General features: G+C 51.9%; 13 protein-coding genes. 4 read left to right on the top strand and 9 right to left on the bottom strand.

All coding sequences use genetic code 11. The features are described from left to right. Window positions 1-32 precede the first annotated feature (32 nt). Entirely contained in the window at window positions 33-1,127 is a 1,095-nt protein-coding gene (gene ddlA, locus B9P82_RS15680; RefSeq protein ID WP_101700605.1) for a D-alanine--D-alanine ligase, read from the top strand. A gap of 25 nt (window positions 1,128-1,152) precedes the next feature. Here ddlA and B9P82_RS15675 read toward each other — a convergent pair whose 3' ends face one another. Then, entirely contained in the window at window positions 1,153-1,374 is a 222-nt protein-coding gene (locus B9P82_RS15675; RefSeq protein WP_019076140.1) for a DUF2754 domain-containing protein, read from the bottom strand. A 263-nt stretch (window positions 1,375-1,637) separates the two neighbouring features. Between B9P82_RS15675 and B9P82_RS15670 the strand changes: the two genes are divergently transcribed. After that, entirely contained in the window at window positions 1,638-1,961 is a 324-nt protein-coding gene (locus B9P82_RS15670) for a DUF2755 family protein (protein ID WP_016151998.1), read from the top strand. Here B9P82_RS15670 and B9P82_RS15665 read toward each other — a convergent pair. After that, window positions 1,946-3,049: a DUF1615 domain-containing protein gene (locus tag B9P82_RS15665; RefSeq protein ID WP_101700604.1), complete on the bottom strand. Its 1,104-nt coding sequence runs from the start codon at window positions 3,047-3,049 to the stop codon at window positions 1,946-1,948. The two genes, B9P82_RS15670 and B9P82_RS15665, sit on opposite strands and share 16 nt — an antisense overlap. Window positions 3,050-3,065: 16 nt before the next feature. Next, window positions 3,066-4,286: a peptide antibiotic transporter SbmA gene (gene sbmA / locus B9P82_RS15660; RefSeq protein WP_016155831.1), complete on the bottom strand. Its 1,221-nt coding sequence runs from the start codon at window positions 4,284-4,286 to the stop codon at window positions 3,066-3,068. A gap of 383 nt (window positions 4,287-4,669) precedes the next feature. Here sbmA and ampH point away from each other — a divergent pair, with 383 nt between their 5' ends. After that, window positions 4,670-5,827, top strand: coding sequence for a D-alanyl-D-alanine-carboxypeptidase/endopeptidase AmpH (ampH, locus tag B9P82_RS15655; RefSeq protein ID WP_016151995.1), 1,158 nt, complete (start codon window positions 4,670-4,672; stop codon window positions 5,825-5,827). Window position 5,828: 1 nt separating this feature from the next. On the opposite strand, the gene iprA is transcribed toward ampH, so the two are convergent. Next, a complete protein-coding gene (gene iprA / locus B9P82_RS15650) occupies window positions 5,829-6,452 on the bottom strand; it encodes a hydrogen peroxide resistance inhibitor IprA (RefSeq protein WP_016151994.1) in 624 nt (207 codons plus the stop codon). Window positions 6,453-6,542: 90 nt separating this feature from the next. Beyond that, complete coding sequence (gene ehaB / locus B9P82_RS15645) at window positions 6,543-9,467, bottom strand: autotransporter adhesin EhaB (protein WP_101700603.1); 2,925 nt, start codon at window positions 9,465-9,467, stop codon at window positions 6,543-6,545. Window positions 9,468-9,977: 510 nt separating this feature from the next. Here ehaB and hemB point away from each other — a divergent pair. Continuing rightward, on the top strand, window positions 9,978-10,952 hold the full coding sequence (gene hemB / locus B9P82_RS15635; RefSeq protein WP_016151991.1) for a porphobilinogen synthase: 975 nt from the start codon (window positions 9,978-9,980) through the stop codon (window positions 10,950-10,952). 78 nt (window positions 10,953-11,030) lie between these two features. Here the strand turns inward: hemB and tauD are convergent, their stop codons facing one another. Genes tauD through tauA form a run of 4 tightly spaced genes read right to left on the bottom strand, consistent with a single transcriptional unit; the run spans window position 11,031 to window position 14,450 of the window. Continuing rightward, window positions 11,031-11,882, bottom strand: a complete 852-nt coding sequence (gene tauD, locus B9P82_RS15630; RefSeq protein ID WP_049042258.1) for a taurine dioxygenase — start codon at window positions 11,880-11,882, stop codon at window positions 11,031-11,033. Beyond that, window positions 11,879-12,709 carry a taurine ABC transporter permease TauC gene (tauC, locus tag B9P82_RS15625; RefSeq protein ID WP_016155826.1) on the bottom strand — a complete coding sequence of 277 codons (831 nt, stop codon included), beginning with the start codon at window positions 12,707-12,709 and terminating at the stop codon, window positions 11,879-11,881. Before tauC ends, tauD begins: the two co-directional genes overlap by 4 nt. Then, window positions 12,706-13,473 (bottom strand): taurine ABC transporter ATP-binding subunit, encoded by a 768-nt coding sequence (gene tauB, locus B9P82_RS15620; RefSeq protein ID WP_101700602.1) that lies wholly within the window; start codon window positions 13,471-13,473, stop codon window positions 12,706-12,708. Before tauB ends, tauC begins: the two co-directional genes overlap by 4 nt. Before the next feature lie 14 nt (window positions 13,474-13,487). Then, window positions 13,488-14,450 carry a taurine ABC transporter substrate-binding protein gene (tauA, locus tag B9P82_RS15615; protein WP_049042255.1) on the bottom strand — a complete coding sequence of 321 codons (963 nt, stop codon included), beginning with the start codon at window positions 14,448-14,450 and terminating at the stop codon, window positions 13,488-13,490. Window positions 14,451-14,705 lie beyond the last annotated feature (255 nt).

The following is a 14,705-nucleotide window of genomic DNA, read 5'->3' as shown; positions in this document are numbered from 1 at the left end:
GTGCTTTGCATTCATGGAATGGGTTTTTTAAGATGGCAAAGTTGCGGGTAGGAATCGTATTTGGTGGTAAATCAGCGGAACATGAAGTGTCATTGCAATCGGCAAAAAATATTGTCGATGCCATCGACAAGACTCGCTTTGACGTTGTGCTGTTAGGTATTGATAAGCAAGGGCAATGGCACATTAGCGATGCCAGTAACTATCTGCTCAATTCAGATGATCCAGCGCATATTGCGCTGCGTCCTTCCGCGACCAGCCTGGCTCAGGTCCCGGGTAAACAAGAGCACCAGTTGATCGATGCGCAAAACGGTCAGCCACTGCCAACGGTCGATGTTATTTTCCCGATCGTACACGGCACGTTGGGTGAAGATGGCTCTCTGCAGGGTATGCTGCGCGTGGCGAATCTGCCGTTCGTCGGTTCTGATGTCCTGGGTTCTGCGGCATGTATGGATAAAGACGTGACCAAACGTCTACTGCGCGATGCCGGATTAAACATCGCGCCATTTATTACGCTCACCCGTGCCAATCGCAACCGCATCAGCTTTGCCGAGGTGGAATCCCGCCTTGGCCTGCCACTGTTTGTGAAACCAGCCAACCAGGGCTCGTCCGTTGGCGTCAGTAAAGTGACCAGCGAAGCGCAATACAATCAGGCCGTCGCGCTGGCATTTGAATTCGACCATAAAGTCGTGGTGGAACAAGGGATCAAGGGCCGCGAGATCGAATGCGCGGTGCTGGGCAACGATCAACCGCAGGCCAGTACCTGTGGCGAGATCGTGCTGAACAGTGATTTTTACGCTTACGACACCAAATACATTGACGATAACGGTGCCAAAGTGGTTGTTCCGGCAGCGATCGCACCGGAAGTTAACGATAAGATCCGCGACATTGCTATTCAGGCTTATCAGACGCTGGGCTGCGCCGGTATGGCGCGCGTGGACGTTTTCTTAACCGCAGAGAACGATGTTGTGATCAATGAGATCAACACGCTGCCGGGCTTTACCAACATCAGCATGTATCCAAAACTGTGGCAGGCGAGCGGCTTAGGCTATACCGATTTGATCACTCGCCTGATCGAACTGGCGCTGGAACGTCATGCGGCGGATAGCGCGTTGAAAACCAGTATGTAAACCCGCCTGGATGCCTGATCGATAGCTATTGGGCATCCTTTGCTTCTTCTTCATCTTCCACGCGGCGACGGATAATTAATCCAGCCAGCCAAAAGCTAATCACCCACGTCACCAACCCCACCGCATAGGTCTGCCATCCCTGCGCTTCAAAACCCAGTAAGCCGACCACACCGTTCAGAATAAAGATAAGCCCAATAGCGAAGGCATAGTAGTGCCAGTCTCGGCGAATTTTAACAGGCAGGTTCATAACGGCTCCGGTGGAAATACAACGTGAAAGCGCATCCTCGCACATTTCCTCATAGACGTCTGTGGCCTGTGCGGAATTTCTGAAATGTAACTTGATTTCACTTAAGGTTACGTAATTGTGATAAGCAGCAAAAAACCGAGATCCAGGAATAATCTCTACCTGAAATTACCATCATTCTGATATTGACATTGCCGATCACCTGTCAGACTCACTGTCAGTTCCAGGCATCACGTCAAAAAAGCAGGTTATTTCCGGAGGTCTTTATGGCTGATTTTACGCTCTCAAAATCCCTGTTTAAGGGCAAGCATCGGGATACCTCCTCCCTGCCCGGCAACATTGCGTATGCCGTATTTGTGCTGTTTTGCTTTTGGGCAGGCGCGCAGGTTTTAAATCTGTTGGCCCACGCTCCCGGCATCTATGAACAGCTGATGCAGTTGCAAATGCAAGAGACAGGACGCCCACGAGTTGAAATTGGCTTAGGCGTCGGTACCCTTTTTGGGCTGGTCCCTTTCCTTGCCGGAAGTCTGATTCTTGGCGCCATCGCGGCATTCGTGCGCTGGCGCCGCCGTCATCATAATGATGACTGACCCATACATTTCGCTCGACGATCGTCCACGCGTTTCGCAAACCACGCGGTAGTCAGATTACGTGTAATCTTCGGGCTTTCCAGCTGAATGCCTGGCAGCATTTCACGGGGTAGCGCTTTCCCGCTCTTCGCTTCCGCCAGCTTATAGACCTTCTCGTACAGCGCGGTATCTTCAAAAGCCAGACTGTCACCTTTTTGCAGTTGGCGGTGGATCTCACTCTCGCTCATCCCCAGCTTACCGGCCAGTTTACGTACCGCCAGCTCGGTTTTGCCCGGCTCGCTGCTGCCGTAGAGAATCAAATCACCATCCGTCGCCAGCTTCACTCCGCTGGCTTTACTGACCGCATTCTGGAAAGCCGCATTGCGGCTGGCATACCATCCCGCATTGAAATCGGCGAAACGGAAGATTGGCGCGCTGTAATTCGCCGGGTAGTTAAGCAGATGATACGTGCCGAACCACAGCCCACCGCGGCGGCTGAACACTTCCTGACGTACTGTTCCCGCCATTTTCCACGGATACCCGTCGGCGTGCTGCTCGGCAAACGCGATACTGACCTGCATTGGCCCACCGGTATGTACCGGATTAAGCGAACCAAACAGCGTCTGCCCCATCGGTACCATATTGATAAAATCATCAAAAATGGCGCTAAGCTGTTTTTCCGTTTTCACCGTATCCAGACGCTCGCTGTAGCTTTTCCCCGTTGGCGAGTTAATCTTCAGTGCGGTATGCACCACAAACTGCGGGATATGCATACGCTCGGCGCGCCGGTCGATCTCTTTCCAGGCGATTTTACTTAAGTTTGGAACGGCCGGATCCGCCTGATAGTTTGACTCCTGTTGCGCGACCGCCAGCACCGAACAGATATTTTCAACCGTCGGCGCCAGCTTCTGGCTTTCAAACGTCTTCGCTAAATCCTGCGCCCATGCGTCCCGGTCTTTCACGCTGGCGGGCATTTTCTGGCGCACCACGCTCGCCACATCGACGGCTTTCTCCCCTTTTTTTAGCGGCTGCGCGGGTTGGCTACTACATCCCACCAGCACCAGAGCGGCCAGACCGGACAAGGGGTAAAGACGGGAAACCGTCGACATAACATCTCCTTTTTTATTAACTAAGCGTATGGGTAACTTCCTGAATATCCTGGCCATCAAGCTCACGTTCAAAGCTGCGCAGACGCTTATAAATAGACATCAGTTCGACTAACGTTGTCCAGGAGTTAATCAAATACTGGAACGAGCCGCGCACCTGGCCAAACACGTTGGTGATTTGCGTCATCAGGCCGAGCGTAATCGTACCGGCAACAATCGACGGAAACAGCAGGAACAAGCCGAAAACGTTATCAACCTGCAGGTATAGAATACGGGCGATATTGAAGTACATATAGTGAAAATAGAGGCGGAAGTAGTTCTGGCGCACCGCATGGAACAGTTCACGCACCGTCGGCGGGGTCGCACGATTAGCGTCATCTTCGCCGTAAACCAGTTCTTTACGGTAGGCCGCTTCCACGCGCTGGTTTTTAAACTCCAGCCCCGGAAGTTTGATGCCGACTACCGCCAGCAAGCCGGTTCCCATCAACGACCAGACAATCGCGGCAATCACCAGGCCATAAGGAACATGTCCAACAATTGGCAGGTCCGGCACATGGGCTGAGAGTGTGACCAGTACAGGTAAGAAGGCAATCAGCGTCATAATCGCATTGATAAAGCTGACCCCCATATCTTCAAGCGTGGAGGCAAAACGCATGGTATCTTCCTGCACACGCTGCGCTGCGCCTTCGATATGACGCAGATGCTGCCAGTGCGCCATATAGTGTTCGTTCATTGCGGTACGCCAGCGGAATACATAGTGGCTGACGAAGAAGTTGTTCATCACCCCAATGACCACGGCAATCAGCGCAATGCCAAGAAAGATGCCTACTTCATGATAGAACTGCTCAATCTTCACCTTATGCGGCGCACTCAACGCGGATTGAATCAGATCATAGAATGGCGCATACCAGGCGTTGACGGCGACGCCAACTTCAACCAGAAACCAGGTCACGAAAATAATCAGCGACGTGCCCAGTATGGACCAGTACTGCCAGCGGTGCGGGCTGTAGATAAACCAGAACAGCGCGAACACCCCAACACAAAGAATGTAATACGCATAAAAAATCAGGTAATCCAGTGACCAGAATCGGGCCGCGCTAATCGGTACGTCTCCCGACGCGCCGGTAATATGTGCAACCCAGGCTCCCCCACCTCCTTGCCAGAATACAACGGCGACCAGTGCCCAAATAAATGCCGAAATAAAGAACGGCCCCGGCTTTGGGAAAAAAGACTTAAACATAGTGCTCTCCTGCTAACTTCTTATCGTTATGACGACTGCTGTGTATTTGCCACCGTGGAGTGCGGTGGCCAGACGGCTTACGCCCAAAAACACAAGCTGAAACCGACAAGTGTGACCAAAACCGCGGCACTTAGTTCGCACCCGGGTATGAAGAATTGTTTCTGTGATTTTCACACTCGACAACGTTCCAGCAAGTGCAGATTATCACAGCGTGAGATCACAAAAGCGAACATCCGTAATCCGGGAAACGCTCGCGTTTACTCATCGTTACGTTTTTCACACTATCATTGGCTGATAAGCGCTTTGCAATACGCCGATGAGTAGTATAAATACGCATACGCACGACATCCTTTTTCACTTTCTCTAACTCATGGACACCACCGTTGAAACGTAGTCTGCTTTTTTCTGCCGCGCTGTGTGCGGCGTCATTGACATCTGTCCAGGCGGCACAGCCTATAACCGATCCGGTCTTCGCCTCTGATATCGTCGATCGTTATGCCGACCATATATTTTACGGCAGCGGTGCTACGGGGATGGCGCTCGTGGTGATTGATGGTAACCAGCGCGTATTTCGCAGCTTCGGCGAAACACGCCCTGGCAATAACGTCCATCCGCAGTTGGATTCCGTTATTCGAATTGCCTCTATTACTAAATTAATGACCAGCGAAATGCTGGTGAAATTACTCGATCAGGGTACGGTTAAACTCAACGATCCATTGAGCAAATATGCGCCGCCTGGCGCGCGCGTGCCGACTTATCAGGGCACGCCGATTACGCTGGTGAATCTGGCGACGCATACCAGCGCGCTACCGCGCGAACAGCCAGGCGGCGCGGCGAAGCGCCCGGTGTTTGTCTGGCCAACCCGTGAACAGCGCTGGAGCTATCTCTCAACCGCCACGCTTAAAGCCGCACCGGGTTCGCAGGCTTCTTATTCCAACCTGGCGTTTGACCTGCTGGCCGATGCGCTGGGAACCGCATCCGGAAAGCCTTATCCGCAGCTGTTTGAAGAAAAAATTACCCGTCCGCTGGGGATGAAAGACACCACCTTTACCCCATCCCCCGATCAATGCAGACGCCTGATGGTCGCGGAAAAAGGCGCCAGTCCTTGCAACAATACCCTGGCGGCAATGGGCAGCGGCGGTGTTTATTCAACGCCCGGTGATATGATGCGCTGGATGCAGCAGTATCTCTCATCTGATTTTTACCATCGTAGCCAGCAGGCCGACCGTATGCAGACGCTGATTTATCAGCGTACGCAGTTAACCAAAGTGATAGGGATGGATGTTCCAGGTAGAGCCGATGCGCTGGGTTTGGGCTGGGTCTATATGGCGCCGAAGAATGGGCGACCAGGAATTATTCAAAAAACCGGTGGCGGCGGCGGCTTCATTACCTATATGGCGATGATCCCACAGCAAAACGTCGGGGCATTTATCGTGGTGACCCGTTCTCCGCTAACCCGATTTACCAATATGAGCGACGGTATCAACGATCTGGTTGCAGAGCTGAGCGGGAATAAACCGCAGGTTATTCCTGCATCCTGACTTAATACTCAAAAGGCAAACGGTTAATGCTCACCAGTTTGCCTTTATTCATTTCAATGTAACCACCTTTACGCAATGCCGCGAGAACCTCAGCGACAACTGAGCGTGAAATTCGTGTGCGTTGGTGAATATAGTTCATGACGCCGATACGCGAACGCAGTACGTCGTCCCATTTCATCATGGATATCAGCGTCGCGCGGATCTGATCGTAGGAGTTATTGCCGATCAGCTGCAGATCGCGCAACTCAAACATTGAATTTTGCCATGCTAACCAGCAAAAGGCTTCACGCCAAAGCTGGCATTGTTCAATTATATTTATCGTTTGCGAAGCAGGCAGGTGGTATCCCGTACAATTACTTTCGGTTATTAATCTGTATTGTACATCTGTTTTCATCACGCCATCAGAAAGGCCCATAATAAAAGGCGCCTGTGCAATCCCGACCAGCACGCTTTCTCCTCTACGTAGGGAAACAACACCACTTAAAATAACAAAAGTATCGTCACTATTAATATCGCTGGAAAAAATTATTTCTTTGTCGTTATCACACTCAAAGTGTTTACCATATTTCGCTAAACATTTATCAAGCTTACCAAACTCAAGAAGAGGTTTATTTGAAGATAGCATGTGCGTATTCCTTGCAAGAAATGCCCGTCAAATCCGTGACGGGCATTATTTCTAAATAAAATTACCTTTTATTTCTCTGCAAGAAAGTTGTTACCAGGTATATTTAACACCAACGTTTGCAGACCAGTCTTGATCGACATCACCGCCACCGAGGTAATTAGCATCGGTGTACGCGCTGAAGTTCTTGGTGAAGCTGAACTGAGTACCCAGCCCAACGCGTACCGCAGAACCTTCTACGCCGTTGTCGATAGAATCACCGTTTACATCAGAATCGTTGTTAGAGTCGTCGTAAACGTAGGCCAGTTTGAAGTACGGGGTCAGCGCCTGGTCATCGCTGTAGGCGAAGGTATAACCCGCATCTACACCAAGTTCATAACGCATGCTGTCATAAGACTGACCGTCAACTTTCATGTCGTTGCTCAGCTTATAGTCATCACCAGACTGGAACAGACCGGATACGCTACCGTAAGGGGTTACGTAACCTGCTTCACCCAGCTTCAGGTCATAACCCAGTTTCAAGCCAAAGCCCCAGGCATCAGAAGAGGTGCTGCCATCAACATACTGACCGTTGCTCATGCTGGCAGACAGATCGTTGTTGAAGTGGGAGTAGTTTAAGTTACTGTCAACAAAGATGTTGTTCGCAAAACGAGCAGAAGAGTAGATATAGGCAGTCTGGCTATCCTGATCTACCTGACCGGTACGATCACTCATGTCACCTTTCGCGAAGCCTGCCGCAGCACCGACAATCCACTTAGCGTTGTTACCATCGATTTTGGAATCAACACCGACCATGATGCCGTTAACATCCTGATCATAGTTAATGTTGCCGTTATCCGCATCGAAGCTGCCGCCGAAGTAGCTCACCCATGCACCACCGTTATCTACCAGACCATGACGCGCGTTAGTCAGACGAGTACCAACGGTGTCTTGCTCCAGGTTCCAGATATTGGTGTTGGCAGACGGAATACTCAGCGCCATGTTCGCGTAGTCGGTCAGCTCCATCTGCTGCAGAACAACGGTGTTACCCTGCTGCTGAGCCTGATAGGTGTAAGCACCCAGGTCTGCTTTATTGGCTGCAGAGAAGGTTGCGGTGCTGTTCTTGTCGTTAACGTAGATCAGCTCGTTACCCTTGTAATCGGTAACAGAACCTGCGCCAGTGGCGTTATCGATGCGAACTTTATAGTTACCGGTTGCCGCTGCTACGTGATCACCGTAGTTATCAACTTCAGACTGATCGCCTGAGGTGTCAGAATCGCCGTTACCGTTGATAGTCAGATGACCATCAGAGTTCATCGCGATCACGCCATAACCGTAGTTAGCCTGGCGCGTATCGTTGGTACGATCGTTGGTCAGGTCAGCATTCAACACATAGTTAGCGCTGTTGATGTCGAAAACACCCGCATTAACATGGTTGTAAGCGTCGGTGTAGCTGGTCAGATTCAGGGTATCAACCTGCAGCGCGTTCCCGGTGCTGTTGCCCACATCCAGAACGCCGTTGTTGGTGACGTTAATGGTATTGGCATACAGCGCGGCATTAAGCACATTCCAGCCAGCAGAGACATCATCAGCAATCGTTACGGTACTGTTGTCAATAGACAGCGTATTAGTCGCAACACGACCATCTTCATTGATGTTCAGTGCGGAAGCACCGGTCAGAGTGATGGAGTCAGAAACCAGCGCAGAATCACCCACGTTGACAACGGAACCGCTGTTGATGCTCAAAGTGTCAATCAGAGAAGTTTTGGTGGTATCCCACTGGGAAGCGCCGTTCAGCGTCACGTTGAACAGACCACTCTGATAAACGGTATTGCCAACCACATGACCATTTTCGTCATAGGAGGATGTGTCGCTATCGATACCGTAGGTTGAAGAAGGCCACAGGCTGTTGGCAGCGATATCAATCAGCGTAGGAGTGGCTTCAGTGCCCTCAGCATAGCTTTCGTAAACACCATCACCATCAACGTCAACCTGATGGACGGACATTGCCGCACCAACCCACTTGCTGCCGTGGTTCAGGGTCAGATCCAGACGGTCAGTACCATCCCAGCCGTTGGTATCCAGATCGGCATCAGTATCGCGGTAAGTATCAGCACCGTTCGGGAAGAAGTTCTCATCAAAGTTGCTGGAGAACAGCACATCGCCCATCAGCGTAGCGTTATCAAACGTGGCGGTGGTCTGCATCGCGTTATCTGCATTGGGATTAGCAATAACCGCCAATGCGATATCATTCGCGTTCCAACCGTTACTGTTGTAGTCGCTCGCATTGCTGGTGTTACCAAACCAGCCGGATCTTCCTTCATCAGACCAGGAACCAGAGGTCAGGGTAGAGTCGGTAACAGCGATAGTGTTGTTAAACACTTCGCCGCTGTTTACGCCGGTGATGACGGTATTATCGTCAATATCATCCCACTCATAACCTTGAGTCAGGGTAATACCCGCGACGTGAGAGTTGTTGGAGATAGACAGATCAACTTCTTGATCCAGAGTGATAGCCGTACCCAGGTTATAAACGTCGACAACGTGCGTATCAGCCACGTCATTATAGGTATCGTTGTAGGTATAATGTTCGTAGTTGTCATCGATAGTGGAGTTGATGACATTCATCGCCAGACGGTCGTAGTAATAGTCGGTACCCGTACGGTTAGTACAATCCGTGGTCATACATTCGGATGTCACCATTCCGTGAATGGTACTGTTTTTAATCGTCAGGCTGTTATAATTGCCGTTAGTTGACAGTCCATCATCCAGATAATAAGTAGAAATAACGCCGTTGACAGTAGCGTTATTGATTACCGGATAAATATCACCGTTATAAATGCTATCAGTGCCGTAATTGTTCCAACCGACATAGCCATCGAAGTAAACGTCATCAACATGTGATGCGTCATTATAATGGGTGAACGTTGTGTACGTAGTTCCAGAAATATCAGTAGAAGCATTCGCCTGAGAAGTGATTGCCAAAGTACAGGCTAATGCTAATTGTGAGACTACTAGTTTCTTTTTCCAAGTGTGCATTTGTCATCCCTCCTCAGGGACGTAATATAGTTGATCCATCAATTATCAATGCAAAGAAAACATTTTATGTTTCGCGGAGACGATTATGCGGTTTCACAAAGTAAAGGTTCAATTATTCTTTGCTAGTCGTCCGAAACCGGACAACACTACGAATATCCTCACCTCTGACACAAAAAACAAAAAAACTCATTCTTTCAATGAAATACCGTACAACACATCTCTGAATCATATAATTAACAAATAACTCACCACACACCCAAACAAATAAACAATAAATAAAGAGGAATTATCACCAGCCCTACACAAATAAACATATCGATATTTAAAATAATAAAAATAGAAACAAGCAAAACAATGAATATAAATAACTTGCCATAAATGTGAATAAATTGCTCTAATGATTCAGCCTTCCACGATGGAAAATCCAGATATAACGCCAACTTTCGTAAACCACCCACCCTCAGGTTCGGGTATACTACGGCCTTCGATTCCACAAACATCAGGCATACCATGACAGACCTAATCCAACGCCCTCGCCGCCTGCGCAAATCACCTGCGCTGCGCGCTATGTTTGAAGAGACAACACTCAGCTTAAATGACCTGGTGTTGCCGATCTTTGTTGAAGAAGAACTCGACGATTACAAAGCTATCGAGGCCATGCCCGGCGTGATGCGCATTCCAGAGAAGCATCTGGCGCGCGAAATTGAACGCATTGCTAATGCAGGCATCCGCTCGGTTATGACCTTCGGCATTTCTCATCACACCGATGACACCGGCAGCGATGCCTGGAAAGAAGACGGTCTGGTGGCGCGCATGTCGCGTATCTGTAAGCAGACCGTACCGGAGATGATCGTCATGTCCGACACCTGCTTCTGTGAATACACCTCGCACGGTCACTGCGGCGTATTATGCGAGCACGGCGTTGATAACGATTTAACCCTTGCCAATCTCGGCAAACAAGCGGTCGTTGCCGCCGCTGCGGGCGCAGATTTCATCGCCCCTTCCGCCGCAATGGACGGCCAGGTGCAGGCGATTCGCCAGGCGCTGGATGCCGCGGGCTTTACCGATACCGCGATCATGTCCTACTCCACCAAATTTGCCTCTTCTTTCTATGGCCCATTCCGTGAAGCCGCAGGTACCGCGCTGAAGGGCGATCGTAAAACCTATCAGATGAACCCGATGAACCGTCGGGAAGCGATCCGCGAATCGCTGCTGGATGAAGCCCAGGGCGCAGACTGCTTGATGGTCAAACCGGCTGGCGCATACCTCGATATTCTGCGCGATATCCGCGAGCGCACCGAGCTGCCGATTGGCGCTTATCAGGTCAGCGGTGAATACGCGATGATCAAGTTTGCAGCCCTTGCGGGTGCAATAGATGAAGAGAAAGTGGTGCTGGAAAGCTTAGGCTCGATCAAACGCGCTGGCGCGGATCTGATCTTCAGCTACTTCGCACTGGATCTGGCTGAGAAAAAAATCCTGCGCTAATCACTTTGTTGCCTAATGACGGCTTCGCTTTACCGGACCTACAGGTCGTAGGCCCGGTAAATGAAGCGTCTCCGATAATCACCCCGCCCGAAAAAACGGCTTGTCTCCCAAAATTGTCGCCCGGTGCATAATGCGCCGCAGGGGCAGATAATCCGCATTCGCATAATGCTGCGTCACGCGATTATCCCAAATCGCCACATCGTTGGGCTGCCAACGCCAGCGCACCTGGAACTCCGGTTTAGTGATATGCGCGAACAAAAAGCGCAGTAACGCCTCGCTCTCTTTTTCCGTCACATCGACAATTCGCGTGGTAAATCCTTCATTCACGAACAGCGCCTGCTTCCCGCTCACTGGATGCGTGCGCACCACCGGATGCAGCAGGGGCGGATGCTTTGCCACCGCCTCCAGCCAGCGCTGATGCTCCTCTGGCGTCTGGCGGTATTTATATTCCTGGAAGGATTTACGAAAATCATGCTCTGCCCGCAGGCCGCTCAGCAACTGGCGAAACGGCTCAGATAATGCGTCATAAGCGGCAATCCCGCTGGTCCACAGGGTGTCTCCCCCTGTCGATGGCAGCTCTTTTGCCGCCAGAATCGCGCCCGCTGGCGGCGTGTCGATAAAGGTCACATCGGTGTGCCAGTTGTCGTTATCCGGCGGATTATCGTTATGAGTATCCAGCACGATAATCTCTTCAACCCCTTCGGCATGCGGATAGACAGGGTGAATATGCAGATCGCCAAAACGCAGCGCCAGCGCCCGCTGTTGTTGCGGCGTAATCACCTGCTCACGCAGAAACACCACCTGATGGCGCAGTACGGCGTGATAAAGCTGTTCAAACTGATTATCGCTCAGCGGGCGCGTCAAATCCGCACCGGTGATTTGTGCGCCAATGTTCGGCCCCAGCGGGGTAATGCTCAGACGTTCACTCATTGTACTTCTCCATGCCAGGGCGTCAGGCGGCGCTGAAGCGCGCGCAGACCCAGTTCTAAAATAAACGCGATAACGGCAATCACCGCGATCCCCGCCAGCACCACATCCGTTGCCAGAAACTCACCGGCTGACTGCACCATAAATCCTAAACCTCGCGTGGCGGCAATCAGCTCTGCTGCCACCAACGTCGACCAGCCCACGCCAAGCCCGATACGCAACCCTGTGAGTATCTCCGGCAATGCCCCCGGCAAAATAACAAACCACAGCACCTGCGTACGGCTGGCTCCCAGCGACTGTGCGGCACGCACTCTCACCTGCTGCGCGCTTTTAACCCCCGCCAGCGCCGACATCGCTACAGGGGCGAATATCGCCAGATAGATCAGCAGGATCTTGGAGGTCTCACCAATGCCAAACCAGATCACCATCAGCGGCAAATAGGCCAATGGCGGAACCGGACGATACAGTTCAATGATCGGATCGAGAATGCCGCGCATCGTCGGACTCAACCCCATAGCGATTCCAACCGGAACGCCGAGCAGTACCGCCGCCAGCAGCGCGATAACAATACGCGTCAGGCTCGCCGCCAGATGCTGCCACAGCGTGGCATCCATAAACCCCTGCGGCCCGGCAATAACCATAAGTTTTTGCAAAACCTGGCCCGGCGGGGGTAAAAACAGCGGACTGATTAACTGCAGCGCCGCCACCGTCCACCACACCGCCAGAATGACGACCAGCGTACCGAAGCTTAAGGTAATCTGCCGCGAGAACGGCCAGCGCCAGTTCAGCGCGCGCTGGCGGCGGGGTTTATCATTAATCACCACGCTCATGAGAATGCCTCCCGTTGTTCAAAGACACGACCTAACACATACTCGCGCATGGCGATAAACTGCGGGTCGGACTTAATGCTGCGGCTCGGCTCTCCGGCCACAAAGCGACGAGCGAAATTCAGCGGCAGACGCTCCAGTACCCGGCTAGGGCCTGGCGACAGCAATACCAGCTCCGTTGCCATAAAAACGGCTTCTTCAATATCGTGGGTAATCAACAGCACCTGTTTGCCAGTCTCATGCCACAACTTCAGCAGCAGGGTTTGCATCTGCTCGCGGGTAAAGGCGTCGAGCGCGCCAAAGGGTTCATCCAGCAACAACAGCTGCGGGTTGGCAGCCAACGCCCGCGCAATACCGACGCGCTGACGCTGACCACCAGAGAGCTGCCAGATAAAACGTTTTCCCGCATCCTCCAGCCCAACTTTCTGCAACATCTCCCGCGCGATTCGTTGACGTTGGGGCTTCTCCATCCCCACCAGTTGCAGCCCGAAGGCCACGTTGTCCTGCACGTTGCGCCAGGGCAGCAGGCCTTCGTTCTGGAACACAACCCCGCGCTCTGCGCCTGGACCTTCAACTTTGTTGCCCGCCAGCATAATGCTGCCATGCTGATACGGCACAAACCCGGCAATCAGATTTAACAGCGTGGTTTTTCCGCAACCAGAAGGTCCGAGTACCACCAGCAGTTCGCCACTATCGAGCGTCAGGTTGATATCTTCCAGCACCGGTTTTCCACCGTAGCTGGCGGCAAGATGAGAGATTTGCAGCATCAGCGCCTCCTTATTTATTGCACGAAGCGATCGGTCACATACTGGCTGTAATCCGTCGCGACGGCGGGGACTTTGCCCTGCTCTTTGAGGAACTGCGCGGTGTCGATAATCGCTTTATTCACCGGGCCGGTTAGCTCAGCGGTTTGCTGTTGTGCCGTCAAATAGGTGTTACCTTTCACCAGGCCCGGCACATCCGCCTCCGGTACGCCACTCAAACGCGACAGTTTGCTGATATTCTCCGGCTGTTTCAGCCATTCATCGGGATTAGCGATATAAGGCTGCTGGGCGTCGATGGCGCTTTTGGCAAAGGCTTTCACCACCTCAGGATGCTTCTCGGCAAAATCTTTGCGCACCACCCACACGTCCAGCGTCGGTGCGCCCCACTCGCCAACCTGCGATGAGTCGGTTAATACCTTGCCATCTTTTTCCAGCGCGTTTACCGCAGGCGCCCAGACATAAGCACCATCAATATCTCCGCGCTGCCAGGCGGCAATAATCGCGGGTGGCTGCAGGTTCACAATCTCCACCTGCCCTGCTTTGATACCCCAGTGTTTCAACGCCGCCAGCAGGCTGTAATGGGTAGTGGAAATAAACGGCACGGCAATGCGCTTACCAATCAAATCTTGCGGTTTACTGATGTTTTTCTTCACCACCAGCGCTTCAGAATTGCCGAGTTTTGACGCCAGCAGGAAAACCTCAATAGGCACCTGCTGGCTGGCAGCGACCGCCAGCGGGCTGGAGCCAAGATTACCGATCTGCACATCACCGGATGCCAGCGCACGGACGATGCTCGCACCGCTGTCGAATTTGCGCCAGTCAACGGTAGCCCCGCTCTCTTTAGCAAAGGTGTTATCCGCCTGCGCCACTTTGGCGGGTTCAGCGGAGGTCTGATAAGCAACGGTGACGTTCACCGCCTGTGCCTGAAATGCGATGAATGCCAGTGCGGCAAGTAGTGCGTTACGCGATGAAATAGCCATGATTGTCTGCTCCCCTGTCTTGTTATGGGGGCAGTATTTCGTTGCGGCACAATTTGATAAAGGAATTAAAAATTCTGGCTAATAGCGATCTGTTTTTAGAAAAAAAGCGGCAATGCTTAGCCCGGAAATGCATTTGATTGCAGGCCGGCAAATTATTGCGATTTTGTTACATTCGTTACATATCCGCGCCACGGGGATTGCCAGCGCGGCGCTGGCAGGCATCATAGATGCCATTGTCAGGCAAGAGAGCAAGAT

Origin of the sequence: Citrobacter sp. L55, from assembly GCF_002850715.1 — a bacterium.
Lineage (GTDB): Bacteria > Pseudomonadota > Gammaproteobacteria > Enterobacterales > Enterobacteriaceae > Citrobacter > Citrobacter braakii.
Note: the sequence above shows the minus strand (reverse complement) of the source record. Positions and strands in the feature narration are given on the sequence as shown.